Origin of the sequence: Aquimarina sp. MMG016 (assembly GCF_018100805.1) — a bacterium.
GTDB lineage: Bacteria > Bacteroidota > Bacteroidia > Flavobacteriales > Flavobacteriaceae > Aquimarina.
In genome coordinates this window covers 1-26,636 of the sequence record NZ_JAGJEA010000002.1, presented here as the reverse complement: position 1 = coordinate 26,636, position 26,636 = coordinate 1, and the positions used below count along the sequence as shown (strand labels likewise).

The 26,636-nt window shown below is 33.3% G+C and carries 26 protein-coding genes; 14 read left to right on the top strand and 12 right to left on the bottom strand.

From position 1 onward, the window contains the following. The gene (locus tag J8M14_RS03255; protein ID WP_211073037.1) at window positions 1–759 is read left to right on the top strand and encodes a LytTR family DNA-binding domain-containing protein; all 759 of its coding nucleotides are present in this window, start codon (window positions 1–3) and stop codon (window positions 757–759) included. Window positions 760–1,046: 287 nt separating this feature from the next. Then, complete coding sequence (locus J8M14_RS03250; protein ID WP_211073036.1) at window positions 1,047–1,493, top strand: hypothetical protein; 447 nt, start codon at window positions 1,047–1,049, stop codon at window positions 1,491–1,493. 126 nt (window positions 1,494–1,619) lie between these two features. Here J8M14_RS03250 and J8M14_RS03245 read toward each other — a convergent pair whose 3' ends face one another. Beyond that, window positions 1,620–2,054 (bottom strand): Hsp20/alpha crystallin family protein, encoded by a 435-nt coding sequence (locus J8M14_RS03245; RefSeq protein ID WP_211073035.1) that lies wholly within the window; start codon window positions 2,052–2,054, stop codon window positions 1,620–1,622. 430 nt (window positions 2,055–2,484) lie between these two features. Beyond that, window positions 2,485–2,886 carry a TerB family tellurite resistance protein gene (locus J8M14_RS03240; RefSeq protein ID WP_211073034.1) on the bottom strand — a complete coding sequence of 134 codons (402 nt, stop codon included), beginning with the start codon at window positions 2,884–2,886 and terminating at the stop codon, window positions 2,485–2,487. Window positions 2,887–2,969: 83 nt separating this feature from the next. Here J8M14_RS03240 and J8M14_RS03235 point away from each other — a divergent pair, with 83 nt between their 5' ends. Beyond that, the gene (locus J8M14_RS03235) at window positions 2,970–3,227 is read left to right on the top strand and encodes a DUF1456 family protein (RefSeq protein WP_211073033.1); all 258 of its coding nucleotides are present in this window, start codon (window positions 2,970–2,972) and stop codon (window positions 3,225–3,227) included. Window positions 3,228–3,285: 58 nt separating this feature from the next. Beyond that, entirely contained in the window at window positions 3,286–4,899 is a 1,614-nt protein-coding gene (locus J8M14_RS03230) for a class I SAM-dependent methyltransferase (RefSeq protein WP_211073032.1), read from the top strand. On the opposite strand, the gene J8M14_RS03225 is transcribed toward J8M14_RS03230, so the two are convergent. Further along, window positions 4,896–5,402: a cupin domain-containing protein gene (locus tag J8M14_RS03225; RefSeq protein WP_211073031.1), complete on the bottom strand. Its 507-nt coding sequence runs from the start codon at window positions 5,400–5,402 to the stop codon at window positions 4,896–4,898. The genes J8M14_RS03230 and J8M14_RS03225 overlap by 4 nt on opposite strands. Before the next feature lie 249 nt (window positions 5,403–5,651). Between J8M14_RS03225 and J8M14_RS03220 the strand changes: the two genes are divergently transcribed. Next, window positions 5,652–6,980, top strand: coding sequence for an OmpA family protein (locus tag J8M14_RS03220; protein ID WP_211073030.1), 1,329 nt, complete (start codon window positions 5,652–5,654; stop codon window positions 6,978–6,980). A 154-nt stretch (window positions 6,981–7,134) separates the two neighbouring features. Here the strand turns inward: J8M14_RS03220 and sucC are convergent, their stop codons facing one another. Then, a complete protein-coding gene (sucC, locus tag J8M14_RS03215; RefSeq protein WP_211073028.1) occupies window positions 7,135–8,328 on the bottom strand; it encodes an ADP-forming succinate--CoA ligase subunit beta in 1,194 nt (397 codons plus the stop codon). 147 nt (window positions 8,329–8,475) lie between these two features. Then, window positions 8,476–9,111, bottom strand: a complete 636-nt coding sequence (locus J8M14_RS03210; protein WP_211073026.1) for an LON peptidase substrate-binding domain-containing protein — start codon at window positions 9,109–9,111, stop codon at window positions 8,476–8,478. Between the two features lie 151 nt (window positions 9,112–9,262). Here J8M14_RS03210 and lysA point away from each other — a divergent pair, with 151 nt between their 5' ends. Further along, on the top strand, window positions 9,263–10,495 hold the full coding sequence (gene lysA, locus J8M14_RS03205) for a diaminopimelate decarboxylase (RefSeq protein WP_211073025.1): 1,233 nt from the start codon (window positions 9,263–9,265) through the stop codon (window positions 10,493–10,495). A 57-nt stretch (window positions 10,496–10,552) separates the two neighbouring features. Here the strand turns inward: lysA and J8M14_RS03200 are convergent, their stop codons facing one another. After that, entirely contained in the window at window positions 10,553–12,118 is a 1,566-nt protein-coding gene (locus tag J8M14_RS03200; protein WP_211073023.1) for an amidohydrolase family protein, read from the bottom strand. A gap of 199 nt (window positions 12,119–12,317) precedes the next feature. On the opposite strand from J8M14_RS03200, the gene J8M14_RS03195 reads away from it, so the two are divergent. Continuing rightward, window positions 12,318–12,830 (top strand): SRPBCC domain-containing protein, encoded by a 513-nt coding sequence (locus tag J8M14_RS03195; RefSeq protein ID WP_211073021.1) that lies wholly within the window; start codon window positions 12,318–12,320, stop codon window positions 12,828–12,830. 1 nt (window position 12,831) lies between these two features. Here J8M14_RS03195 and J8M14_RS03190 read toward each other — a convergent pair whose 3' ends face one another. The 4 genes from J8M14_RS03190 to guaA all read right to left on the bottom strand — a co-directional run bounded on the left by J8M14_RS03190 (window position 12,832) and on the right by guaA (window position 17,713). Next, window positions 12,832–13,059, bottom strand: a complete 228-nt coding sequence (locus tag J8M14_RS03190) for a DUF3820 family protein (protein ID WP_211073708.1) — start codon at window positions 13,057–13,059, stop codon at window positions 12,832–12,834. Next, complete coding sequence (locus tag J8M14_RS03185) at window positions 13,059–13,595, bottom strand: DUF922 domain-containing protein (protein WP_211073019.1); 537 nt, start codon at window positions 13,593–13,595, stop codon at window positions 13,059–13,061. The genes J8M14_RS03190 and J8M14_RS03185 overlap by 1 nt, the downstream gene beginning before the upstream one ends. Window positions 13,596–13,961: 366 nt before the next feature. Then, window positions 13,962–16,130 carry a LysM peptidoglycan-binding domain-containing protein gene (locus J8M14_RS03180; RefSeq protein WP_211073017.1) on the bottom strand — a complete coding sequence of 723 codons (2,169 nt, stop codon included), beginning with the start codon at window positions 16,128–16,130 and terminating at the stop codon, window positions 13,962–13,964. Window positions 16,131–16,180: 50 nt separating this feature from the next. After that, window positions 16,181–17,713 (bottom strand): glutamine-hydrolyzing GMP synthase, encoded by a 1,533-nt coding sequence (gene guaA / locus J8M14_RS03175; RefSeq protein WP_211073015.1) that lies wholly within the window; start codon window positions 17,711–17,713, stop codon window positions 16,181–16,183. A gap of 139 nt (window positions 17,714–17,852) precedes the next feature. Between guaA and J8M14_RS03170 the strand changes: the two genes are divergently transcribed. The 4 genes from J8M14_RS03170 to J8M14_RS03155 all read left to right on the top strand — a co-directional run bounded on the left by J8M14_RS03170 (window position 17,853) and on the right by J8M14_RS03155 (window position 22,226). Continuing rightward, window positions 17,853–18,635 (top strand): alpha/beta fold hydrolase, encoded by a 783-nt coding sequence (locus J8M14_RS03170; protein WP_211073013.1) that lies wholly within the window; start codon window positions 17,853–17,855, stop codon window positions 18,633–18,635. Between the two features lie 89 nt (window positions 18,636–18,724). Further along, a complete protein-coding gene (locus tag J8M14_RS03165) occupies window positions 18,725–20,593 on the top strand; it encodes a tetratricopeptide repeat protein (RefSeq protein ID WP_211073011.1) in 1,869 nt (622 codons plus the stop codon). Window positions 20,594–20,824: 231 nt separating this feature from the next. Next, the gene (locus tag J8M14_RS03160; protein ID WP_211073009.1) at window positions 20,825–21,571 is read left to right on the top strand and encodes a hypothetical protein; all 747 of its coding nucleotides are present in this window, start codon (window positions 20,825–20,827) and stop codon (window positions 21,569–21,571) included. 109 nt (window positions 21,572–21,680) lie between these two features. Beyond that, complete coding sequence (locus J8M14_RS03155; protein WP_211073007.1) at window positions 21,681–22,226, top strand: pyridoxamine 5'-phosphate oxidase family protein; 546 nt, start codon at window positions 21,681–21,683, stop codon at window positions 22,224–22,226. 358 nt (window positions 22,227–22,584) lie between these two features. Here J8M14_RS03155 and J8M14_RS03150 read toward each other — a convergent pair whose 3' ends face one another. Then, window positions 22,585–22,950: a helix-turn-helix domain-containing protein gene (locus J8M14_RS03150; protein WP_211073004.1), complete on the bottom strand. Its 366-nt coding sequence runs from the start codon at window positions 22,948–22,950 to the stop codon at window positions 22,585–22,587. A gap of 105 nt (window positions 22,951–23,055) precedes the next feature. On the opposite strand from J8M14_RS03150, the gene J8M14_RS03145 reads away from it, so the two are divergent. Both J8M14_RS03145 and J8M14_RS03140 read left to right on the top strand, forming a co-directional pair. After that, a complete protein-coding gene (locus tag J8M14_RS03145; protein ID WP_211073002.1) occupies window positions 23,056–23,508 on the top strand; it encodes a nuclear transport factor 2 family protein in 453 nt (150 codons plus the stop codon). An 11-nt stretch (window positions 23,509–23,519) separates the two neighbouring features. After that, window positions 23,520–24,716 (top strand): antibiotic biosynthesis monooxygenase, encoded by a 1,197-nt coding sequence (locus J8M14_RS03140; protein ID WP_211073000.1) that lies wholly within the window; start codon window positions 23,520–23,522, stop codon window positions 24,714–24,716. A 256-nt stretch (window positions 24,717–24,972) separates the two neighbouring features. On the opposite strand, the gene J8M14_RS03135 is transcribed toward J8M14_RS03140, so the two are convergent. Further along, on the bottom strand, window positions 24,973–25,953 hold the full coding sequence (locus tag J8M14_RS03135; RefSeq protein ID WP_211072998.1) for an SMP-30/gluconolactonase/LRE family protein: 981 nt from the start codon (window positions 25,951–25,953) through the stop codon (window positions 24,973–24,975). Between the two features lie 91 nt (window positions 25,954–26,044). On the opposite strand from J8M14_RS03135, the gene J8M14_RS03130 reads away from it, so the two are divergent. Next, entirely contained in the window at window positions 26,045–26,461 is a 417-nt protein-coding gene (locus J8M14_RS03130) for a helix-turn-helix domain-containing protein (protein WP_211072996.1), read from the top strand. Window positions 26,462–26,636: the final 175 nt, after the last annotated feature.

Sequence of the window (26,636 nt, the reverse complement as noted above, 5' to 3'; positions counted from 1 at the left end):
ATGAATGCAGTTATTATAGAGGATGAAAATATTGCTTCAAGACGGTTAGCAAGTTTAATTGAAGAATTAGCTCCAGAAATAAACATTGCTGGTCAGATTACCTCTGTAGAAAGTGGTTTACAATGGTTTACTAAAAACCCATTACCAGATTTAATTTTTCTAGATATTCAATTAAACGACGGATACGGGTTTGACATCTTAGATGCATTAGATAATCACCCACCGGTTATCTTCACTACTGCTTATAATGAATATGCTATCAGAGGTTTTAAATATAACGGATTAGATTATCTGTTAAAACCGATAGATAAAAAAGATCTAAAAAATGCATTGGAAAAATATAGAAAGAATCACTTAGATAATAGCAGCATACTAAACGAAGATAAGTTTGAGAAGATTAAAGATTTGTTTTCTAAAGAATTCAAACGTCGTTTTATGGTTAAAGTAGGTAACCAATTCAACACTTTTAGTGTTGAAGACATTGCATACTTTAAGTCCCACGAAGGCACTATCTTTTTACATGCTCATAATGGACAACAATATCCTATCGAATACTCAATTGACCAATTAGAAGACATTTTAGATCCAGTTCATTTTTTTAGAATTAATAGAAAGTTTATGGTTTCTGTAAAAGCGGTAACTGAAATTCATAGTTATTTTAATAGTAGACTGCTACTAAAATTAATACCTAAGGAAGAGGAACAAATCATAGTCTCGCGTGAACGCACCTCTAACTTTAAAAAATGGCTAGACTTATAAAAATTTCTTTTAAAGCTGAACAACTGTTAAAGTTTACATTTTTTTAGCTACACGCATTGAATGTTTTTCATAGGTTTTATAGTATCTCAGAACGGAACATAGGGGAAAAAACCCTATACTAAATTACGGTTTTTCCCCTACAGGTTTACCAAATAATTTAGTAGCTTCGCAAAATCACACCATTATCAATACTTTTTTTTAGGGAAAACTCTACTATTATAATTTACTGTTTACAAACTGTTTAACGAGATATCGCAGAGATTATACTAATGCCCTAAATTTGAATTATGTTTTTATCTTTCTTTACCAGTGTATTCAATTCTGACACTGTCAATGAAAATATATTTATCAGCTATACTGATCCCAAATCTAACAGAACTATTATGATCGAGGAGGATGACTGTTCAGTATGGTGTCACCTATTACAAAAGGATAAAGAAGGAATTGATTTTGACGGGTTTTTATGTTCTGTCATTGATCCCAAATTATTGGATGTCAATATAGATGACATATTAGAGTTAGGCAATACTCCTCCATTAAGCAAAGCATTTTCTAATAAACATAGTTACGTAAAAAACCTGAGGAAAAAAGATATCAAAATATATTGGGAAGAAGATCAAATAACAATCACCATAAGGAAAGAAACATATCTTGTTATGAATCTTAAAGAAAAAACCAGTTACTCCAAAGCAATAAGTAAAGATGGACCATACGGTAAGTCTTTACAAGACTAAGAAAAGTAGCTCTGGTAAGTGCTTTGCAATGCAATTTTTCAAAATATAGTTTCACTAATAAAAAACGTCCTGAATATCAGGACGTTTTTCGTAACAATTAACTAACTAAATAAATCTCAAATCAAATTATGAAATCTCAATCAACCTCTTAGGTTGTACTTTTGCCTCTTCTTTTTTAGGTAATGTTAGTACTAACACTCCATTTTCATAAGAAGCTGCTATATCTGCACCATTTACCGTATCTGGTAAGTTAAACCTACGTTTAAAGATACTATAGCCAAATTCTTTTCTTGTGTATTTACCGTCTTGCTTTGTTTCCTTTTCAGATTTGGTTTCCGAAGAAATGATAAGAACATCATTATCTAGTTCTATATTAAAATCCTCTTTAGTCAATCCTGGAGCAGCTAATTCTATAGCAAAATCATTATCTGATTCTTTTACATTAACTGCTGGAGTATTGAATCCAATTTTACTGATATTAGACGTTCCTCCTAACCAATCTGCGTTAAAAAAATCATCTAAAAGGAAAGGTAATCTGTCTGTTCTTTTTACTAAACTCATTGTATATTCTTTTTAAAGGTTAATCTTAATTTTAAAATCAATATGTATATAGCAATTAGGGTTCCATTGCAGATTTAATGTCATTATGACATATTTACGATAACACAAACTGTCATTTTGTCTTTATTATGTAGTTTTTGATGACAAAATCTCATAAAAAAACCCGCAAGAATCAACTTGCAGGTGGTAGAAAAAATATTTTAAATTTTATTAAGAAAACAATTCAAAAATACTTTGTCTTTGGAATTGAATCATCAACAAAGATAGATCTCGTTCTACAACGGGATAGTTCGACTAGATACATTCAATGCTCCGCCAAAGCGGATTTTGAAAACAGCATAAAAACTGAATGGATCCCGTTCTACAACGGGATAGTTCGACTAGATACATTCAATGCTCCGCCAAAGCGGATTTTGAATGTACAGTCTCACTAATTATAAAACCTTGAAAAAATTGAAATCAATTCATTAGGAGGGATTACTTTATTAGGATACTTATGCATTTCTTCTAAAACTGTATCTATAGCTTCAGGACGAAGCCCCATTTGCAAACCCAAATCTTTGATCTTATGAATCTCTTTAGGTGAAGCTTCCTGATCTACATTCATGAGTAGTACTAACCTATGAAATTGAAGAATTCTCTGTGATTCTGGTTGAAGATTCTTTTTTTCAGCTCCATTATCATACAAATCATCTATTTCTTCTTTAGAAACACCTAACTGAGCAGCTACTACCAAAATAAAATTATGTTCTTGCTCTTTATACCTCCTATCTGCTTTTGCAAATTGTATCATTTCTGAAAGCAAACTCAATTTTTCCTCCTTACTATACATAAACCTATTACTTTTTGTGCCGAAAATAATAAATTTCAGATTATAATGAATAACATTTCTACTACAAAGCATACCTTTGTAGCATGGGTTTAACAAACAATGACATTTTCAAAAAACTTCGCGTAGCGCATAAATTGCGTGATGATGATATTGTAAAAATTTGTGCACTAGTTGATTTTAAGGTTACAAAAAGTGAACTTGGTGCTTTTTTCAGAAATGAAAACCATCCTAAATATATGGAGTGTGGTGATCAAATACTACGTAATTTTCTGAATGGTTTGATCATCCATCTTAGAGGTCCGATGCCTGAAAAAAAGAATAACCCTTCCACAAAAAAATAACATAAAATGCTTAATTTGGTTGAAACTAACATTTTAACAACCAATCAATTAAGCATCTATGCTCTCCAAAAAAGAAAAACAACAATTTAGAGAAGAATTATTCAGACATCTAGACGGAATTGTCGTATCTCCCATAGCTTATGCTTTATTAAAAAATGGAATCACAAATTTTCTCTTAGAAAAAAAAGAAACATCTCTCTCTAAAGTAACAGAAGCGTTTAAAGCTAATGAAGGATATTTAAATGTTGCTTTCCGCATATTTGCCTCTCAGAGCTGGATTGATTATAAAGTAGATGATAACAAGGTAATTCTAAAAACAAATTCGTTTACTAAAATCGCCTTTGATCATTTTTATCTTTATAAAGGTGTAGTTGACTTATTGGAATATTCCGGAAAATTTCATCCACGCAAGTTCGAATTAGAACCTTTTCATAAACTCGAAAAACTATTTAATAAATATCAAAATCGTTTTCAACTAAAGCCTTCTGAGAATACTGCTATCCTTAAAATTCAAAACCAAATTCTTAAACACATAGAAGGTATTTTAGCAGGCCCCACTATCGTGCATCTTGGGATGGGTGGAATGTTTCATAAATATTTTATGGAGGCTTCTTTTAGCCCAGATGAGTATCACAAATTTCCCAAAAGCTTTGACACCATTCTTATGTTTTTAAGCCACCTCGGCTGGTTTAGTAAATCTAACAACCATTACACTTTTACCGAAAAAGGGCTATTCTTCGCCAAAAGAGCATCGGCTTATGGTGTAACCGTTTCCTATATCCCTATGTTTCGAAAAATGGAAGAATTATTATTTGGAAATCCTAATATATTATGGAAAGATGACGGCGATACAGAAACCCATGTGGATCGAGAAATGAATGTGTGGGGAAGCGGTGGAGCACACGCTACATATTTCAAAAAAATTGACGAGATAATTATAAGTTTATTCAACAAACCTCTCGAGGAACAACCTAAGGGTATTTTAGATATGGGGTGTGGTAACGGAGCATTTTTGATTCATCTTTTTGAAGTTATTGAATCTAAAACTCTTCGAGGAAAACATTTGGATGACTATCCGCTATTTTTGGTTGGAGCTGATTTCAATAAAGCTGCATTAAAGGCTACAAGGGTCAATCTTATACAAGCCGATATATGGGCAAAAGTAATTTGGGGAGATATAAGCGATCCTGATTTACTTCAAAAAGACTTGCTTGATAATTACCAAATAGTATTAAAAGATCTATTATCAGTAAGAACATTTTTGGATCATAATAGAATCTGGAGTGACCCCGTATCAAAGCTTGATACTCCTAGTCAATCAACAGGTGCTTTTGCATATAGAGGAAAACGATTAAGCAATAATGATGTAGAGCGAAATCTAAAGGATCATTTTACCAAATGGGCACCACATATAGAAAGGTTTGGGTTAATTGTCATAGAGCTACACACCATTGCTTCAGAATTAACTGCTAAAAATCTTGGTAGAACCGCTGCAACTGCCTATGATGCAACACATGGTTTTTCTGATCAATATATCCTGGAGATTGATTCTTTTCTAAAAGTAATTGAAGAAGTTGGCTTACAAAGTGATCCTAACTACTTTTCTAAATTCCCAGATTCCGATCTCGCAACCGTTAGTGTTAATTATTTAGTAAGAAACACTAAACCCTAGGTTCTAGTAAACTCTCTTATCACATCTTTATGATCAGGAAATTTATTAGCTAGACTTTCTCTATCTGCCAACTCAAAATCATCAAAGTCAAAACCGGGTGATACCGTGCATCCCACCAAAGAATAATCTTTTTTATTTTTTACACTGGAAGCAAACCAACAACCAGCCGGAACGACTAATTGTGGCAATTCTCCTTCCTCAATATCCATCCCAACAGTATACCGCTGATAATTTTTATCCGGAGTAATCACATGTACATATAATGAAGAACCAGAATAATAATGCCACATTTCATCTTGTTTAATTCTATGAAATGCTGAAAAGTTCTCTGAGGTCAATAAAAAATAAATTCCTGTACAATAATTCCGATCACCTGAGAATTCGTTATCCAGAACATCCTTAGGAATGATTCCTGAACTTCTATAAGTTTCTTTATAAAAACCTCCTTCAGGATGTGGTTTTAACTGTAGCTTAGCAACTATGCTCTCTATTTTTTGATTCATTATTTCTTTATTCTCAATTTACAATACTATAAAAACAATAAAAATGACACTTCACAAGACCTGTCCGATCTAATTCTTTTAGGAAAAGTAATATCTAAGGATTTGCCCAACCACTATCACAAAATAAGAATTTTAAGGTATTCAATCCTAATTTTAAAAACTTCTGGATGCTAATAGTAAAATTCTAATATTGCATTTTTTATGGTATAATAGTTGTATCATTGGATTGAAATAAATAAAACCATCATAATGATCACACTTAATCATCTTTTAAAACGCGCTATTTTGCTAGGCTTTCTTGTTTGCTGTATACCCAATGTTAATGCACAATTTATTGATAACCTAATCAAAAAAGCAGAAAAAGCATCAAAAAAAGAAATAGAAAAAGCAATAGAAAAGAAAGCAGAGAAGGAAACAGAAAAGGCAATGGATTCTATTTTAAATCCAAAAAAGAAATCTAAAAAAAGAAAAAAATCAAAAGCTATAATATCTTCCGAAGGAAATACTGGTCGCAAAAAAGAAACTACTTCGGATAAAGAAATTACAGATATAACTACAGATCCTATACAAATAAACAGGAAATTTAATTTTGTTCCTGGAGATAAAATATTGTTTCAGGATGATTTTTCTAAGGAGTTCGAAGGGGATTTACCTAAAAACTGGAATACTAACGGAGGTGGATCAATTGTCACCCTGGGTAATAGTTCAGAAAGATGGTTTGAGATCACTTCTGGAAAGAATATTTTTTATATTCCGGATGTGTTGCTTCCGCAAGAATATACTGTAGAATTTGATTTAACAATAATAGGTATTGATAAGTTAAGTATACTTGCATATTTTAATGTAATATTCAGCAATAACAATAAGTTTGGATTGAGTTACGCTCAATATGGAAACAAGAAAGAAAATCCGTATGCATACTTTAGACTTCCAATTAGTGAAGCTAATGATTTAGGTATTTCTATAGAAAATAGTCATGAAATAAAAAGCAAGATAGATTTAAATCTTAAAAAAATAAAATTTGATAATCTTCATGTCTCTATTGCTGTAAACAAAAAGCGTTTTAGAATCTGGCTTAATGATCACAAATTTGTGGATATTCCTAGATTCATAGAGGAAGCAGACGAGCTAAAATATTTGAAATTCAATTTAAGTAGTCTAGCAAAAGCACAGGTATTGATAAAAGATTTAAAAGTAGCAGAAGGAGGCGTAGATCTTAGACAACAATTGTTAAATAAAGGTACGTATACTTCTAGCGGAATCCTATTTAGCTCTGGGTCTGCAACACTAAAACTACAATCGTATGGAGTTATAAAACAAGTATCTCAGGTATTACAACGTGATACTACTATGAAACTAAAAATAACTGGACATACGGATGCAGATGGTAGCGAGGCGGAGAACCTAGCTTTATCAAAAGCAAGAGCTAATGCCGTTAAAGCTACTCTGGTAGAGGTTTATGGGATAGCTGAAGATCGATTAATCACAGATGGCAAAGGCGAAGTTACACCTGTAGCTGATAACACTTCTAATAAAGGGAAAGCGCAAAATAGAAGAGTAGAGTTTACCTCCTATTAACTTAAAAATGATTGTTAGCCACTTAAGTTTCGTTATATAGCTTAATACTACAACCTAATATAAAAACAGATAATCAATTCATTTTTCAACAAAAAAAGAAGCATTCGTTTAAACGAATGCTTCTTATATATTTCTATAGGTATTTATTTTCTTATTAAGCAAATACCGCTTGTACTTTATCAGCAGCTTCCTGGAATTGTACTGCACTCTGCACATCCAATCCACTATTATCAATCAATTCTTTTGCGATATCAGCGTTTGTTCCTTGTAAACGCACAATGATTGGAACCTTGATAGCATCTCCCATATTCTTATAGGCATCTACAACACCTTGGGCAACACGATCACAACGTACAATTCCTCCAAAAATATTAATCAAGATCGCTTTTACATTAGGGTCTTTAAGAATAATTCTAAAAGCAGTTTCTACACGTTTCGCATCAGCTGTACCTCCAACATCAAGGAAGTTAGCTGGCTCACCACCTGCTTGTTTAATCAAATCCATAGTTGCCATCGCAAGACCAGCTCCATTAACCATACATCCTACATTTCCATCCAGATCCACATAGTTCAGTCCAACTTCTTTGGCTTCAACTTCAATTGGATTCTCTTCACGGATATCTCTCATATCCACATAATTCTTATGACGATATAATGCATTATCATCCAGAGTTACCTTAGCATCTACTGCCATTATTTTATCATCACTAGTCTTAAGAACTGGATTAATCTCAAACATAGAAGAATCAGACTCTACATATGCTTTGTATAATGCCATCACAAACTTTACCATCTCCTTAAAAGCTGTACCACTCAATCCTAAGTTAAATGCTACTCTCCTAGCCTGAAATGGTAACAATCCAACAGCTGGATCAATTTCTTCAGTAAAAATTAAATGTGGAGTTTCTTCTGCTACGGTTTCGATATCCATACCACCTTCTGTAGAATACATTACCATATTTCTACCTGTAGTACGATTTAATAATACAGATACATAAAACTCATCCGGCTCACTATCTCCAGGATAATATACATCCTCTGCAACCAAAACCTGGTGTACTTTCTTACCTTCAGCAGAAGTCTGAGGAGTAATTAAGTTCATTCCTATGATTTGTTCTGCAATTTCTTCTACTTCTTTTAGATTTTTGGCAAGCTTTACTCCGCCACCTTTTCCTCGTCCACCAGCATGTACCTGAGCTTTAATCACATGCCATCCCGTTCCGGTTTCAGCAGTAAGTTGTTTTGCTGCAGCAACAGCTTCATTTGCATTTTGTGCAACAATTCCGCGCTGAATACGCACTCCAAAGCTGCTTAATATTTCTTTACCCTGATATTCGTGTAAGTTCATAATTTTGTCTTCTTTATGGAAGTCCCAAAAATATAAAAAGTGAAGTTACTGTGCCAATCTTTTGTCGTAAAAAAAGTGAATGATAATCAATGACTAATATTCTATCTAAATGGATCAAATTTGAATCAATAAACTAACAATAGAAGATTATAGTTTAAAATCCTCAAAATCCAAAGGATCAAAATTCTTAAAGTGCCCATTCATCTTGATCACTTCTTTAGCTCTATTCATTTCTTTGACTACAGGAATAGTAATTTTTAGGTGGCCAATTAAGTAATTGAGACGTTCTAGTTCACTACGAAGTTTTAGTAAATGATATTCCTGATGTAAAGCTAGCCCCACTTTGTGAGCTACCTGATAACTAACAAACGGAATATCAAAAATTGGAGGGTTATCTATTGTTAATTCCACATATAAAACAGCAATATTTCTCAATAACTCTTCCTGAAGTTCTTCTACTCCATTATCCGTATCTTCTAGAAATTCTACTTCTCCTCCAGCATATAACTTACCGGGCATCTGCGGAAAAAAATCAGTAACCCTAAAAATCCTTCTACCCATACAAACGACATCACTTTCTCCATTCGTATAGCGTTTGGCTACTTTTTGTAATACTACCTCTGTTCCATATTCTAATTTTTTATCGATATAGGTTGGGACACCAAAAGAAATTTTCTCTTCTTCACAATCTCGAATGAGTTGCTGATACCTTTCTTCGAAGATATGTAAAGGCAATCGTTCACCAGGATACACAACAAGTTGTAATGGAAAAAGAGGTAACATATTTTTCTTTAAAAATACTAATTAGCCCTTTTCTGAACCCTTAAACAGTAGTTAAAAAACCTAAAATCTACTTATTGAGTAGATTTTTTACACTTTAGACCTTAAAATATCTAATATAATTGATAATTTCGTAGGCTTAAATCGAGACCAGATGGAAAATAAAAATTTATTAGCAATCGCAAGAGAGTTTGGGAGTCCGGTTTATGTATACGACTCCTCAAAAATTGTTTCACAGTATAATCGTCTTAATGACGCATTCAAAAAAGTCAAACAGGTGAAACTTAATTATGCTGTTAAAGCATTATCAAATCTTGCTATTTTAAAGCTGGTAAATTCTTTGGGGGCAGGACTGGATACAGTTTCCATTCAGGAGGTACAACTTGGATTAGCTGCAGGAGTAAAACCTGGCGATATTATCTTTACTCCAAATGGAGTTTCTCTTGAAGAAATCGAAGAGGTTGCCGCAATGGGTGTACAGATAAATATAGATAACCTTTCAATTCTAGAGCAGTTTGGCACCAAACACCCTAATGTTCCGGTTTGTATTAGGATCAATCCACATGTGTTAGCTGGTGGAAATAGTAAAATATCAGTAGGACATATTGATAGTAAATTTGGGATATCTATACACCAGATTCCTCATATTCTTAGAATTGTAGAAAATACAGGAATGAATATTAATGGTATTCATATGCATACAGGTAGTGACATCCTGGATGTAGAAGTATTTTTATATGCTAGTGAAATCCTATTTGAAACCGCTAAGCATTTTAAAGATCTTGACTTTATAGATTTCGGAAGTGGATTCAAGGTTCCTTATAAAGAAGGAGATATCGAAACTAATGTTGAAGAGTTTGGAGAAAAGCTCACCAAGCGTTTTAATGATTTCTGTAAAGAATATGGCAAAGAATTGACATTAGGTTTTGAACCTGGAAAATTTCTGGTAAGTGAAGCAGGATACTTTTTAGCTAAAGTAAATGTAGTAAAACAAACCACCTCTACTGTTTTTGCAGGAGTAGACACGGGACTTAATCATTTGATCAGACCTATGTTCTATGGATCGCATCATGAAATTATCAATGTTTCTAATCCAGAAGGAAGGCAACGTTTCTATTCTGTAGTTGGATATATTTGTGAGACGGATACATTTGCTACTAATAGAAGAATCTCTGAAATCACTGAAGGTGATATTATTGCTTTCAAAAATGCAGGAGCCTATTGCTTCTCTATGGCGAGCAACTACAATAGTCGTTTCCGACCTGCAGAAGTGTTATGGCATAATAATGAAGCTCATTTGATTAGACAAAGAGAAACTTTTGAAGACTTGACTAAGAATCAGGTCGACGTAGATATATTTTCTAAGGTTGTAGAAAAAGTTTCCTAAAAACATATCACTGAATAGTAAAAAAACGTCGGAAGATTTCCGACGTTTTTTTTTAAACTATTCTTTCATCCCTGGTTGCACAATAGAAAAATCTTCTTTTTTCTTAGCCTCATCAACCATTCTTTTTACATCTTGCAATAATGCTTTAGCATCATAAATAATTCCGTCCTTGATTGTATATTTTACTCCTCCGGCACGAATGACTTTATTATCTTTTGTCAATCTTATGGCTCCGGTACCATACAGCACTTTTAAGTTTTTCAAAGGATTCTCTTCTACCAATACAAAATCAGCAAGTTTACCCACTTCTACAGATCCAATTTTATCAGATACTCCTAAAGCTTCTGCTCCATTTAAGGTAGCCGATCTTATAATTTCTAAAGGGTGAAATCCTGCTTCACGTAATAATTCTAATTCCCTAACATAAGCAAAACCATATAACTGAAATATAAACCCTGAATCAGACCCCACAGTTACTCTTCCTCCACGATTTTTATACTCATTAATAAAAGTCATCCATAACCTGTAATTCTCTCTCCAAGCTACTTCCTGTTCTGTTCCCCAATCATGCCAGTAAGAACCGTGTGAGATTTTACTAGGCTGATAAAACCTCCATAAAGAAGGTAAAGTGTAGGTCTCATGCCATTCTGCTCGACGTGCTCTTTGCAAATCACGACTAGCTTCGTATATATTAAATGTAGGATCTAAAGTAAAATCAAGCGCTATTAATTCATTCATTACCTTATTCCAATGTTCAGAATAAGGTTTTGCAGCTTGTTTCCATAACCTACCGGCCTCTTCAAAACGATGTTGTTCATTCTGGTAATTATAATCTAGCGGATAATGCTGTACCGTTTTATCTTCAAATAGTGCTTCGGGTAAACCGTACCAATGTTCCATTGAAGTTAATCCGGCTCTAGCCGAATGCAAAACATTCCATCGTGCTACATCTGTCTGCGCGTGGTGACAGGCTGATCCTAATCCTAATTTTTTATTTTCATCTAAAGCAGCAGACATAATTTCCGGAGCAGCACCAAAGAATTTTACTCCATCCGCTCCTTTCTTTGCATTTTCACGAACCCAGTTTCTTGCCATTTCTGAATTACTAATCGGTTGTTTACTACCTTGCCCAAAGCCTGTATACGCATAAATACGTGGTGCGACGATTTCATTTTTTAAGCTCTTTCGCTTTAGATCTAGTGTCCAATCAATTCCTCTTCCACTGGGTTCTCGAACTGTAGTAACACCATGAGCCATCCATAATTTAAATACATAATCCGAATCCGCCCCTTGAGCAACTCCACCAATATGACCGTGCATATCCACAAAACCGGGAAGCAGATACATCCCTTCAGCATTTAACTCTTTACCTCCTGACGTTAAGGCTGGACGTTTGGAATTATCAATAGGAACTCCAGGATATCCCACTACTACAATATCTTTGATTACATTCTTTTCTACAATAATATCGACAGGACCTCGCGGCGGTGCACCATTACCATTAATTAAAGTAACACCCCGAATAATCAATTGAGAAAAAGGACCTTCGCTAAATTGCTGAGTATAAGACTGAAAACTAATACAAAAAACAAAAGCCCAAAAAAGATATTTTTTAGTATTCATATTAACGAGTTTGAGTATGTGTAAAATTATATAGATATTAAACTTACAGAATTCATTATAGATTCTGTAAGTTTACTATGAATAATTTAACTGAATCCAATTTTATAAACGTATAAAAAACATTAAGACATAGTAGTTTAACTAATTTTAAGATACATTTTTCTTATTTTTAAGTCACACCTAATCAACATTTTTAATCATGGAAAAATTACAATGGAGCTCATTTACAAAAAAGATCTATATCCATACTTCAATAGAGAATCTATATAATTTATGGGCTACTTCTAAAGGTATTACTTCGTGGTTTTTGAAGAATGCAGAATATAGAAGCCCTAAAGGACAAGTCAGAAAACCCGGAGAACTTATCCAAAAAGGAGATACGTATACTTGGGAATGGCATAATTGGGATGAAAAAGAAGAAGGAGAAATTACTGAAGCTAATGGAAAAGATTATATCGAATTAACTTTTGGGGGTTGTAAAGTCTCAGTAAAGTTAGAAAAGAAAAACAATGTTACTATGGTGACCCTTATTCAATTTGAAATCCCTGAAGATGATGACAGCAAGCTAAAACTTCATTATGGGTGTAGTAATGGCTGGACATTCTGGTTAGCTAATTTAAAAGCGTTTATAGAACACAGAGTATTATTAAATGAAACTGAGATTGATCTGAGAGCACATGAATTGGCTGGATATCAGTTTGTAAATATGTAGATTATAATTTTCTGATATTTCTAATCAGATATTCTAAACCATTTAGTTTTAATTCATAAACGGTTTGTAATTGTTGACCTAATTTCCCTTTGGGAAAGCCCTTATTGTGATACCAAACAATATAGTATTCTGGAAGATCTATTAAATATCTATCTTTGTATTTACCAAAAGGCATTTTGGTGTTAGCAAGTTGAATCAGGAATTCTTTTTGAAGTTGAGTATCCAAGATTATTTTTTAAAATCTCTATAATACCACATTAAGGTTTCTACCTTCTTTTTCCACTTATTCTGAGCCTCTTTATTTTTTGAATGATCTGTTTCTTCATCATATAGCTGTTGCATATTAATACGCATTCGCTCTACTCGTTTATACATCTTATTAAGATCCTTCTTTACATTTTTTCCTGGCTGATATTCTTTTAATTTTTTGCGCATTATTCTGGCATGTAGCTCAGAAATATCAAAATGAAGTTGCTCATGAGCTAATAAATAATCAGACATTTGACCTTTTTTAACCCAAGATAAAGACGGATAACAGAAACTATCTACTTCATATTTTAACTCTATCTCCTCTCCTTGATCTTTACTATACGACCACTGATAAGTGATACCGGTATTAACCGCAGAATCAAAGTTACTATTATCATCCGGATCGCCTCTAAAGTCCGACCAGTCTAATTTACTTTTTTCTGCATAAGAAAATCGCTCCACATATCCACCACCTGCAAAAACTAAAACTAAAAAAATGGTAAAGATTTTACTCATAATTGTAACAATTATGCCCAACTAAAAGTTATATTTTACTATTTAAGTGCGCATACTAAAAACAATACGGGGCCAGTATTGATTGCAATCACAAAAATAACTTAATTTTTAACATACAAAAATGCAAACTGCACTTTTAGACAATATTTTTTGTATAATCAATTTTGATGCCATTTGTTATAGCAAACTATAACATCAATATTTTTCATCCTCAAAAGCATTGAACCATTGATAATTACAAAATATATTTTCTTCTGTACCAGATAAAAAATATCAGACTAAAACTTTAACTTTTAATTCTTAATATCGTTTACCTATAAAAACAAGCTGATTTGTGTGATCAGTTTTTGGTATGATGTTCTCAATTTACTCTACAACGGTTAATTTTAGATCATCATCAAATTTAATAAGATAAGCCGCCTTATTATAATAACCTCCCAAAAGATCTTTGGTATAGTTAAATTTATTTTCTACATATTGTGTTGTTCCTTTATAACTTGCAGAATGATATACATCATCTGCAGTACCTAATCTCATCAAAATATCATACATGATATCAAATCCTCTAACTGTATATTTATTAGGAACAATACCGTATTTCTTCTTATATAACTCAACAAAAGGAGTCAAAGACTCTTCATTTTCGTCAAATTCTTTATTAATTGACGGATAATGTAAATGTAATTTTGACAAGTGTTCATACTTGATACTATCATCATCAAAGGCATTATTCTTATCCGTAGTAAACAATGTTATCTGATCGCTTTCTGCCTTTGCATTAAGTAAAGCAGTAACATTACTTATCATTGCTATGTCACTCGATTCAAGAATTACCCAGTTTGGTTTATTCTTAGCTAGAACCTTGTTTAAATTAACTTCATAAAGATAGTTACCTTCTTCTATTTTTGCCAATTTTGCTGCAGGAAATTTAGCAATTAATTTTTTCTTTACTTCTTCATGCTTTTTCCCTTGCTGTACTATGATGATAATATTTTTATCTAATGAATCTTTTTCAATAAATGAGATTAATTTATCCTGCAACATTGCATCTGTTGGCCTGGTCTGGAAAAAATTACTATACAGTTTTGATTCTTTTCTAGAAATAGGTGAGAAAACGGGGGTTTCATATTTCTTAAGTTCCTCAACCACTGTTTCAACATTAGCTTGAAATAACGGACCGATAACAACATCCATTTCATCAAAACTATTTTGTGCTATAATCTTCTTTATATAATCTGTGTTTTTATTCTTCTTAGTATCAAATGTGTACAATTCTGAAGTAACCCCTTGAACCCTGGCCGAATCTGCTGCCATCTTTATACCTCTGTAAAAATCCAATGCTACTCTTGCACCTGTTTTGTTTTTAAGGTATTCTTCTGCATTTTGTCTAGACTTCATCTGTAATGTATCCACACCAAAAGGCAACATAATTGCAATCTTTCTGGACTTAAAGTTATACAACTTACTGCTTAAATCAATGATTTTCTCCTTATCAGTATCAACGACCAAAGCAGTAGTATCTACAACTGTCTTAGGTACCTTGATCACCATACCTTCTTTAAGGCCCTCTTTAATAAGGAAAGGATTCATTTTAAATAAAGAATCTGAAGAAATCCCAGTAACACGAAGTATATTATAAATAGTCTCCTTAGGAGGAACTTGATACAATTCCATACCTTCTTCTACATTCTGCTCCCCAAATGGTATAAAAACGGACGTAGGAACTAAAATCTCAGTTCCTATAGGAAGAGAAGGGTCCAAATTAGGATTAAGCTCTTCTAATGCAGGAATAGTTATACCATGTCTTCTGGCAATATTAAACTTAGTATCTTTAGGCTGAATACGATATTTAGTAATTGTAGAAACTTTAGTCACTGGAGCATCTAGCGGTTGCTGAGCCACAATTCCTTCCGCATAAATAGGAATTCTAATCTTATCCTTTCTTTTCAACTCTTCAGAATACAGTCTTTTATTATACTTTTTTATATTGTCGATAGCAACATTATATTTTTTAGCAATGCTAAACAATGTTTCTTTACGCTTTACTTTATGAGTTTTAAAACGTTCTATTTTAGGTTCTGTAGGAACTACCTTTAAACTATCTAGCACTGCATCTTTACCCTCCTGTCCTATAGTATCAATATTTGTATCGGATGTATCAGTCTTTTTAATCTTACTAACTCTTAATACCTGTCCTATATTGATTCCATTAATAGTTTCAGGATTAAGAATATAAAGTGCTTCTTCAGTAGTATTATACTTTTTAGAAAGATTATATATCGTATCCCCTAGCTGCACTTCATGAGTATTATACTCACTATTATCCGTTATAGGTATAGCAAGAATCTCTCCTTCTTTTATCCCTTCTTCAGCTTTAGGGTTTATCTTATAAATGGCTTCTGGAGTGGTATTATAGCGTTTAGCTATTCTAAACACGTTTTCCCCTTTGAGAACCGTATGACTTTTATACTTCTGTGCATAGGTAAAATTACTTGCTATAAACAGGAATAAAAAGAGCAATAAAATCTTTTTCATTAAATTATTATTTTTTTGCAACCCCTAAAATAAACTTTTTTATCTAAACGTTATTCCCACTCTATTGTTGCAGGAGGTTTAGAACTAATATCGTATACTACTCTATTAACGCCTTTTACCTTATTTATTATTTCATTTGAGGTTTTTTGTAAAAACTCATATGGTAAATTCACCCAATCCGCAGTCATACCATCAGTACTTTCTACGGCTCTAAGTGCTACACATTTCTCATACGTTCTCTCATCTCCCATTACTCCTACACTCTGTACCGGTAATAATATTGCTCCGGCTTGCCAAACCTTATCGTATAAGCCGTTTTCTTTTAATCCATTGATAAAGATAGCATCTACCTCCTGCAGAATGCTCACTTTTTCTGCAGTAATATCTCCTAAAATCCTAATTGCTAATCCTGGTCCGGGAAATGGATGCCTGCCCAGTAACTCCTTATCCATACCCATAGATGTTCCTACCCGTCGTACTTCATCTTTGAACAGCATTTTTAATGGTTCTACAATCTTTAGTTTCATATAATCCGGCAATCCTCCAACATTATGATGACTCTTGATCGTAGCACTTGGACCTCCTGTTACCGAAACACTCTCGATTACATCTGGATAAATTGTTCCCTGCGCTAGCCATGATACATCCTCGATAGCATGCGCTTCATCATCAAAAACTTCAATAAAGGCTCGTCCAATCGCTTTACGTTTCTTTTCCGGATCGCTTTCTCCAGCTAGGGCTTCCAAAAAACGTGCCGAAGCATCTACCCCCTTAACATTAAGTCCCATACCCTCATAACGTTTTAAAACCGTAGAAAATTCATTTTTACGTAGTAAACCATTATTTACAAAAATACAATGCAGATTTTTACCTATAGCCTTATGTAACAACATTGCTGCTACTGAAGAATCTACACCACCAGAAAGTCCTAACACAACTTTATCATTGCCTAGTTGTTCTTTTAAGTTTGCAACCGTTTCTTCCACAAAAGAATCTGGAGTCCAATCTTGAGCAACACCAGCTATATTTACTAAAAAATTCTCCAAAAGTTGTGTTCCATCTTTGGAATGATACACTTCCGGATGAAATTGAATAGCATATGTTTCTTCACCATCAATTTTAAACGCAGCATTTTCCACATCATGTGTACTTGCTAAAAGCTTACCGTTAGTTGGTAATTCTTTTATCGTATCGCTATGACTCATCCACACCTGTGAGCCTTCAGAAATATTCTGGAACAATTCATTATTGTTAACATAAGACAAGTTTGCACGCCCATACTCTCGTGTATTCGATTCTGCAACTTGCCCTCCTCCAAAATGAGCGAGGTATTGTGCACCATAACAAATACCAAGTAGTGGTTTTTTACCACGTATCTCTTTAAGATCAGGATGAGCCACATTATCGCCTCTAACAGATAGCGGGCTACCCGATAATATTACAGCTTTATAACTGTCAATATCCTTAGGTGGTTTGTTGTACGGATGTATTTCTGAATATATATTAAGCTCTCTAACGCGACGCCCAATAAGTTGTGTTACCTGTGACCCGAAGTCTAGAATAAGTACCTTGTTGTTTTGCATAGGCAAAAATAAAATTAAATTGATAACCCTGAAATCCTAATACAGATAATTTTCAACTTGTTTTTAATTATTTTACAAACTGAACGACTAACTATTAAAGAATGGTTCAAGTTATTAGTATATTTATTCAAAAAAAGCTATGAAAGCCACACTGTTAAAAGGTTTCTTTCTATTTTTCGCGCTATTATTTTTGTGTTATTCATGCAAAAGCGGATTAGACACCAGAGGCTCCGAGGGATATAAAAGTAGTATTAATGAGGCTTCTTTTACTTCTATTCCATTAACTCCTGGGAATATAATCAGTAAAATCAAGGTCGAAGACAAGGAATCTGAATGGAAATATGATCTTACCATTCCTGAAATTAAAGCAGGTGAAAAAGCGCCTCTGTTTATTGTCCTCCACGGGGGTGTAGGAAGTAAAAACTATACAAAATTTAGTGATTGCCTTGTAGTCCCGGGATTAAAAAACTCTAAGGGTTTTATCTTCAGCCCTTCTGGAGCCTGGAGAACCTGGACTTTGGATTATCTCGAAAAAAGAATTCTGGATTTTATTGACCTTGCTAAAAAGCATTGGCCTATTGATCCTGAAAAAATTGTTTTGGTAGGTTATAGCAATGGATCACTCGCCGGATGGGAATATGCCAAAGATTATCCTGATATTTTTTCGGCTATGATATTAATGGGTTCTAATTGCAAAGTTGAAGAAAAGTTAGACATTCCCATTTATGTGATTCAAGGAACTGAGGACAAATTTTTTCCCATAAAAAAGGCCCGTAAGCGCATTGCAGAGGCCAAAGCTCTTGGATGCAATATTACCTTTGTAGAAGCTGAAGGCAAAACACATATCAAAGCCTGTGAATATTCAGAAATATTAAAAACCAGTGTACCATGGTTACAAAACCAGGTATGGAATTTAAGATGATTACACCCTACTGTCCAATATAAGCCATTGTATTTAAATAGGTTATCAAATATTTTAGTATTTTAGGATATTCAATCACGGTCATCTAAATGAAACCTCTCGTAAATATACTATTGATACTAGGCTGTTTTTGCTTTTATTCTTCAACCGCACAAAACCAACAGAAAATTGACAGCCTACTTCAGGTTATTAAAGAAGAACAAAGCCACGACACCACACGGGTTAAAGCATTTAATGATTTAGGCCTACTATATGCATCAGTCGATCCAAAACAAGCAAAATCTTACATCAATAAAGCACTTACTATTACAAAAGACATAGAAAGCCCCAGAGGAATGGCAGGTACTCATAATTGTCTTGGGATAGTTTACTATTACCAAAAAGAATATGATTCTGCCAGGATTTCCTTCGAAAAAGCTTTGACGCTTAATCAAAAAGTAGATCATAAATGGGGGCAAGCTTCAGCACTAAATCAAATTGGGGTTATACAAATGATCCAGGACAAATATCATGATGCCATACAAAGTTACAGGAAGGCTAAAGTAATTTTTGAAGAAATGAAAGACACTGTATCCATGGTTTCTTCAATAGACAATATAGGATTAGTGTATCTAAAAATGGGGGATTATCAAAAAGCCAGTTCATTTGTCTTCAAAGCTCTTCAATTCTATGAAAACATGAACAATGAACCCGGTATAAGACGTGGATATTTTAGAATGAGTAGTATTGCCAGAAAACAAGGTGATTATGAAAAGGCTTTGGAATACTCAAAAATGGCACTCCCCTTTGCCGAAAAAGATGGAAATAAACTTCAGTTGGCCAGTGCATTAACGAATATGGCTGATTCTTATAGTAATCTAAAGGAATATGATAAAGCCATAGCATATTTTAATAAAGCTTTGGAATACCGTAAGTTATTATCCAACAAAAAAGGAATGGCTTTGGTGCAATCCCGTTTAGGTAAAACTTATTATGATCTTAGACAATACGAAAAATCGATTACCCAGTTGCGTCTCGCTTTAAATAATTTCTCAACAGAAGGAGATGAGAAGCCTAAAGCTTTGACTCATAATCATCTTGCAAAATCTTATCAAAAGCTGAATGAATTAAATGCTGCAAATCTTCATGCTAATACGTCACTTAATATTGCGCAGAAAATAGGAAATATTGAAGCAGAACGAGATAGTTATCTTACTCTGGCTGCTATAGCAGAAGACTTCGGGAAAAACACACAGGCACTACAGTTTTACAAAAATTATCAAACATTAAATGACTCTATATACAATAAAGAGAACGAAAAACGGGTTCGAGAACTACAGACCATTTATGAAACTGAAAAAAAAGAACAAGAAATAGTATTGCAGCAAAATGAAATCGAGTTGCTGGAACAAAAAGCAAAAACAGATAAACTACAACGAATCGTATTAGGTTATGGTTTAATAATCTCTATCATCATTTTTGGTTTAGGTTTTTATGGCTTACGCCAAAAGATAAAACGTTCTAGACTAGAAAAAGAAAAAGTAGATGCAGAATTAGCTTTTAAAAAGAAAGAACTCACCACCCATGCCCTACATCTGGCTAAAAAGAATGAGGTGCTTGAGAGCCTTAAACAAAAAGCCAAAACGCTTCAAACATCAGAAAACGGTCAAAACGGATATCAACAATTAATACAAACCATTAACTTCGACCTTCAAGATGATAATAATTGGGAAAATTTCAGAAAATACTTTGAGCAGGTACATAAAGATTTTAATATCAACGTAAAGAAGAAATTTCCTGACGTTACCTCAAATGAGCTTCGTCTAATGGCATTATTAAAAATGAATTTATCCTCAAAAGAGATTGCCAATATTCTTAATATTTCTTCTGAAGGTATCAAAAAAGCAAGATATCGCCTTCGCAAAAAGCTAGAAATCACTACAGATAAATCTTTACAAGACCTGGTCTTAGGCCTGTAAAACAAAGACCTAGACAAGTGTCCACCATTTGTCCCCTTCCTTTTTTTAAAGCGTCCACCTCTTGTCCACTACCATTTTTATATTTTTGATAATCAATGTTTTAGGTTTGTATAGTCATTAAAAATGATAATTTCCGTTTTGTGGTGTTCTGTCCGGCTATGATTGGGGGTCATATCGGGCAGGTCACACAAAACTTCACACATTAATAAACCACAAAACATTTTTTTCATTATGAAAACATTAAAAAAGAATTTAGGGCTATTCGTTGTAGTATTTTTCATCGCTTTAACCTTTGCTTGTAGCACTGATGATGGCCTTTCTATTGCAACACCATCAGTAACTTTTAAAACAACAAATTATGATTCCGATTTTTTTGAAGAAGGAAGTACAGAGATTCCAACAATACTATGGAATGGGGATCTAGGCACTTTGCGTTTAGGCAATAACATTCCCGGTATAACATTAGATGCTTCATCTGGAGTGATTAACTGGTCTAAAGCATTGCCATTAGGGATGAACAATGTAGAGCTTATTGCAACCAACTCTCAAGGTTCTAGCACGACAGTTATCACCATTGAAAATAAATTCGAAGGGACTTTCATAGGAGCGTACAACAGTGATCCAAACTCTACCGTTGTTTCCGCTAATTTTGCTATGGTTTTCGAAGACGATTTTATGATGACTGCCTATGATGGTGGACTAGATGGTACTCCTACCACAGAAGGTAACTGGACACGTATTGGTAATACTATAACCTCAGTATATACATATAATGACACAAGTTTTATTACGGTCGAAGTTGATGTAACCCATAATGAGACCGAAGCAATAATAAATGGCCAGTGGTATCGAGGTAGTGACAATACAACAACTCCCGTGGGATATCTATCCTTGTCATTAGATTCATTTATAGAAGCTAGAAACTCCTTGTCCACAAAAACTAACAAAAATCAGAATAAGGTCTTGCAAAGCTTATGATTATTTTTTTGAATTAGTCATAAAAAAGGCATCCAAAAAAAATGGATGCCTTTTTTATGTACAACCTATAAATTAATTAACTTTATAAAGACAACAATTACCCAATCCAATGAAAGATATTATCTTCTCCTCTATTGCCGTAGATCTTAAAAATGCAGCAGAAAATTCTGATCACCCGTTCAGATATTTTACATTAGCTACTTCTGACTTTAATAATATCCCAAGATTAAGAACAGTAGTGCTTAGAAATGTTGATGATGACCTGAATATGATGGTATATACCGATGAGCGGTCAAAAAAAATCTCAAATATCCAGGCTAACAATCGGGTAAGTCTTTTGTTTCTTGATCAACAAAGGCTTTTACAAATCTCTATAAGAGCCAAAGCAGAAATTATCACAGATCACCAAGTCATACATAAAATATGGGAACAAATTCCTGAAAAATCCAAAAAGGATTATACCACAGAATTATCTCCAGGGAAAGAAATAAAAAACCCTGAAGATGTCGATTATTTAGAAGGAAAACATTTTTTCTCTGCGATCAAGATCACTCCTATCCGGATAGAGTATTTGCGTCTTAAAAGACCAATTCATACCCGAGTAATATTCAAAAAAGAACTTGGTGAGTGGAAAGGCACTTATTTGGTTCCTTAACAATGTATTATCAAATTCTTTCATTAATTAATTTTAAAGGTTTTTAATTTGATTTAAAACCAAATAAACACTTAGAAACCCTAATTTTTTTGTGAAAATTAAATTCTTTGTAAAAAAACTAGAAATATCCACTAATCATATATTAATGGATTTTATTACTAATATCTAACATCCCTTTTTGATCAATATCTAACCGTTTTTTATAGAGTTTTTTTTTAAACTAGGAATTTTATGTTTCTTTAATAAAAGAAAAAGAAGTAGTAGCCGTAGAATTATACGTTTATTATACGGTTGTAAACGTTTTTACAATGGATAAATAGTAGCAATTGCAATTATAATATTGTTGGCAATAATTCCGTTACACCTCTAATGCCGTTTTTTTTGATTCGCGTAATTCATCACCCCAATTACAAAGTGTTTGTAAAGTTGGAGCAAGTTTTTTGCCAAATTCAGTTAAATGATACTCTACGTGCGGAGGTACGGTTTTAAAATCTTCACGTATTAAAAGACCATCTTCCTCAAGACTTTTAAGTTGCTGGGTAAGCATTTTTTCCGAAATCATCGGTAGGGCTCTTTTCAAAAGACCAAATCTGTTTGCGCCCAAATGGATGCCCCAAAGGACATTTATTTTCCAACGACCTCTCAATAATTCAACAGCAAAGGACAGACCACACTCTGCCATTTCTTTTTGGTTTTCACTAAAACTAGAGTTTTCTTTTTTCATGAAAGGTACTTACTAAATTGTATGTACTAAACTTTTTATTAGTACGAAGCAAACTTATCACCTTTGTACAAGAAATACAAATTATAATCTAAAAAAAACATAAAAATGAAAACATTAAAAGAATTATCAGACCTAAATGAAATCCAAGAGCTTCGCTACAAATTCGCCAAGGCGTTGGACAATCAAGACTGGAATTTATTTCAGTCGCTTTTGAACGATAAGCTGGATATTGATTATTCTAATTTCGGAATTCCGCAGGCAGAGATGACTAATCAAGACTACACAGCAATGATGCAGCACTCTTTTTCTACCAATGGACTTAAAACAGAACACTTTGTAACGAATATGCTAATCGATATTCAGGATAAATCTGCAAAAGCTGAAGTGAATGTACTTGCAAGGCACATTGTTGACCATGATGACAAGGAGTACACACTCGATGTCAATGCCTATTATGAAGACGAATTTATAGAAACCGATAAAGGATGGAAATTCAACGCCATAAAAATTAATCCAAGATGGATTACGGGAGACCCTTCAAAAATATTCACTTTCTAAACACAACAATCATGAAATCGAAGATTCACGAATACCAAAACAAATATTCAGTAATGAGTAAAACAATAATAATAAAAACAACAATTTTAATACTTTTAATTATGACAACACAAGCATCAAATGCACAAGCACTTATCAAAAAACCACTGCCAAAAGAGGCAATAACAATTCATGTAACATTTACAGCTCAAACAGGTAAAGCAGATGTGGCCAAACAGGATGTATTGGGCTTAAGTAAACAAGTTACGAATGAACCAGGAAATGTACATGTAAAGATGTACCAAAACCCTGAAAATGAACATGAGTTTACGTTCTATGAAACATTTGGCAGCAGAGAATTAGAAAAGAAGCATACGCAATATCCTTACATGGCTGCCTTTTACCAACGTCTTGGTAGTTATGTTCAAGAAGGAACAGCAAATACAGAATACTGGAAACTTTATAGCTATACCTATGGCAAAGGAATGAATACTGATTATGACAAATCGAAAGAAGTAAGTTTTAAAATCAAATTTACTACAAAAGAGGCCAAAGAAGAAGAAGCCAAGAGAATTGTAAATGATTTAGTCGCACATGTAAATAATGAGGATGGTAACATAGAGGTATTGATGTTTCAAAATCCAGAAAATTCTAGAGAATTCATGTTTATGGAAACCTTCGTTAATAAAGAGGCAGAAATCCAACATACCAAACAGGATTATATGCAAGTGTTTTATAATGATATTTCCAAAGTACTAGATGGTGAATCTACCTTGACCTATTGGCATCGCTTTAGTGATAGTGATGGACGAGCGTCTTCATTAGGAAATATTTCACCCTTCGCGGTTGTAATGAGCGTTTCAGAGCTAGAGCCTACAATAAATTGGTATCAAAATATATTAGGTTTTGAAAAAATTGCAGAATACGATTTAACAGAAGAACAGGGCAATCATTTGGTTTTGTTGTCTAAAAACAACTTTATGATTGAGTTGGTAAAAAATCAAAGTAGTAAACCCAAGGAAAAGATAGAACTTCCTCCATATCACTACAAAGCCCAAGGTATTACTCAGTTTACGTTTAAAGTGCCCAATGTTGACCTAGCTTTGCAGGAATTAGAATCAAAGGGAATTGTCGCTACTGGCGAAATTATGAGAAATGAAGATTTGGGTGTTGCCTATTTCTGGATTCAAGACCTGAATAACAATCTTATCCAGTTTATTCAAAACTAATTGTCGAAAGATATTTTTATAAGAAAATAAACTATTGCCAACAACGTATAAAAATAATAGCGGTTTGGGTGTTTAATCCAATCCGCTTTTTTATATTTAGTATCTGGATTAATACGAAAAGTTGACGTTTTTAAATTCGCTACTATTCTTATACAAAACGTTGTGCGTCAACCGAAAAAACTCACTGCTTTAATGACCAATAACGAAATACTTAAAAGCAAAAAAAGGGCATAAAAACTTATGCCCTAAATGGTTATTAATAATTGCCTTGACTTGCAGTGTTAACACTATACAAACTTTTTCCAGCAGCTATATATAAAGTGTTTTTATAATTGCCTTTACCAAATGCCAAATTAGCAGGTTTTTCAGGTGTTGGTAAATAATCAATTTCAGTACCATCTGGCGAATAAACATAAATACCCTTTCTATTTTCATCCCTAACTGCGGCATAAACATTTCCATTACTATCTACTTTAATTCCATCTGCACCTTCTTTAAAACCGTAGTCCACAAATATTTTATCAAAAACAGGTATTCCATTTTTATCAAGAGCGTACCTAACTATTTTCATATGCCCAAATTCTCCAGGACTATGTAGGTTATCCAAACTAGTATACGGGTGTTCGGCTACGTAAAGATATTTTTGGTCAGGAGAAATCGTAATACCATTTGGTGCGGAAAGATTTTTAATAACAGTAGAAACTTTTCCATCCAAGTCAATCATATAAACACCAAAAAATGGAATTTCAATTGTTCCATAATCCATATACCTAACATCCGTAAAATAAATTCTTCCGCTTTTATCAATAACAATATCGTTTGGACTATTAAAATCTTTACCTTCAAATGAATTTGTAACGATGTAAGCTTTTCCAGTTTTCATATCAGTCCTCTGAACATCTCTTGGACTATTTGCAACATTGTTTTGAACTGTATACAAATCCCCATTCTTACCAAATGCCATTCCATTAGTAAAGCCACTTGGAGAACGAAATAGAACAATAGAATCTTTACTTGGACTGTAATAATATAAATGTCCAGCTTGATTGTTGGAAAATTCAGGAATTGTCATATCGCTGAAATAAACATTACCTTCAGGGGATACCGCTACTGCTTCTGTAAAAACCCCATCACTAAATAGTTGTTTAACCTCGTTAGGTTTTGGGAATATCTTGCCACTTTGGGCATTTGTAATTATTTGAAAACCAAATAAAATACCGACTAATAATTTTTTCATTTTCTTGTTTATTATAAATTTAACTTGCATTATGCAAGTGCAAATATACAAAAGAACTTGTGAATTGCAAGTTGTTTTGTATATTTACAAAATGAAAAACAAGAAAAGGTCAAATTGCCCAATAAGTCATAGCTTGGATATCATCGGAGATAAATGGTCTTTAATAATACTTAGGGACATGATGTTCAACGGAAAGAATTTTTATAATGAATTCTTGAATTCAGACGAAGGAATTTCGACTAACATTCTAGCAAATCGACTAGAAATGTTGGTTAATTATAATATTATTAAAAAACAGCAGGATTTACATAGCAAAGCAAAGTGGTATTATTCATTAACTGAAAAAGGGATTGACTTTTTACCAACAGTTGTAGAGTTAATCTTATGGGGTTTGAAACACGATAGAATGAAGACACCCAAAATTAAATATGTATTGAGTATTTTAGATAATAAAGATAGTTTTATTGAAAAATCTATGATAGAATTGAAGATTGCAAATCAAAAATAATCTGAATTTCATTGAAAACCATAACGAAAAGCCGAACGCACAACAATGTATATAAAAAATAGGCGAAACAGTAATATGTTCAAGTATTTGGGCTCGTATCAAACTTTGTGTTTAACCGAAAGTTTCGTGCTTCGAAATCGCCTACTTTTCATATACTAACCGTTACCTGTAATTT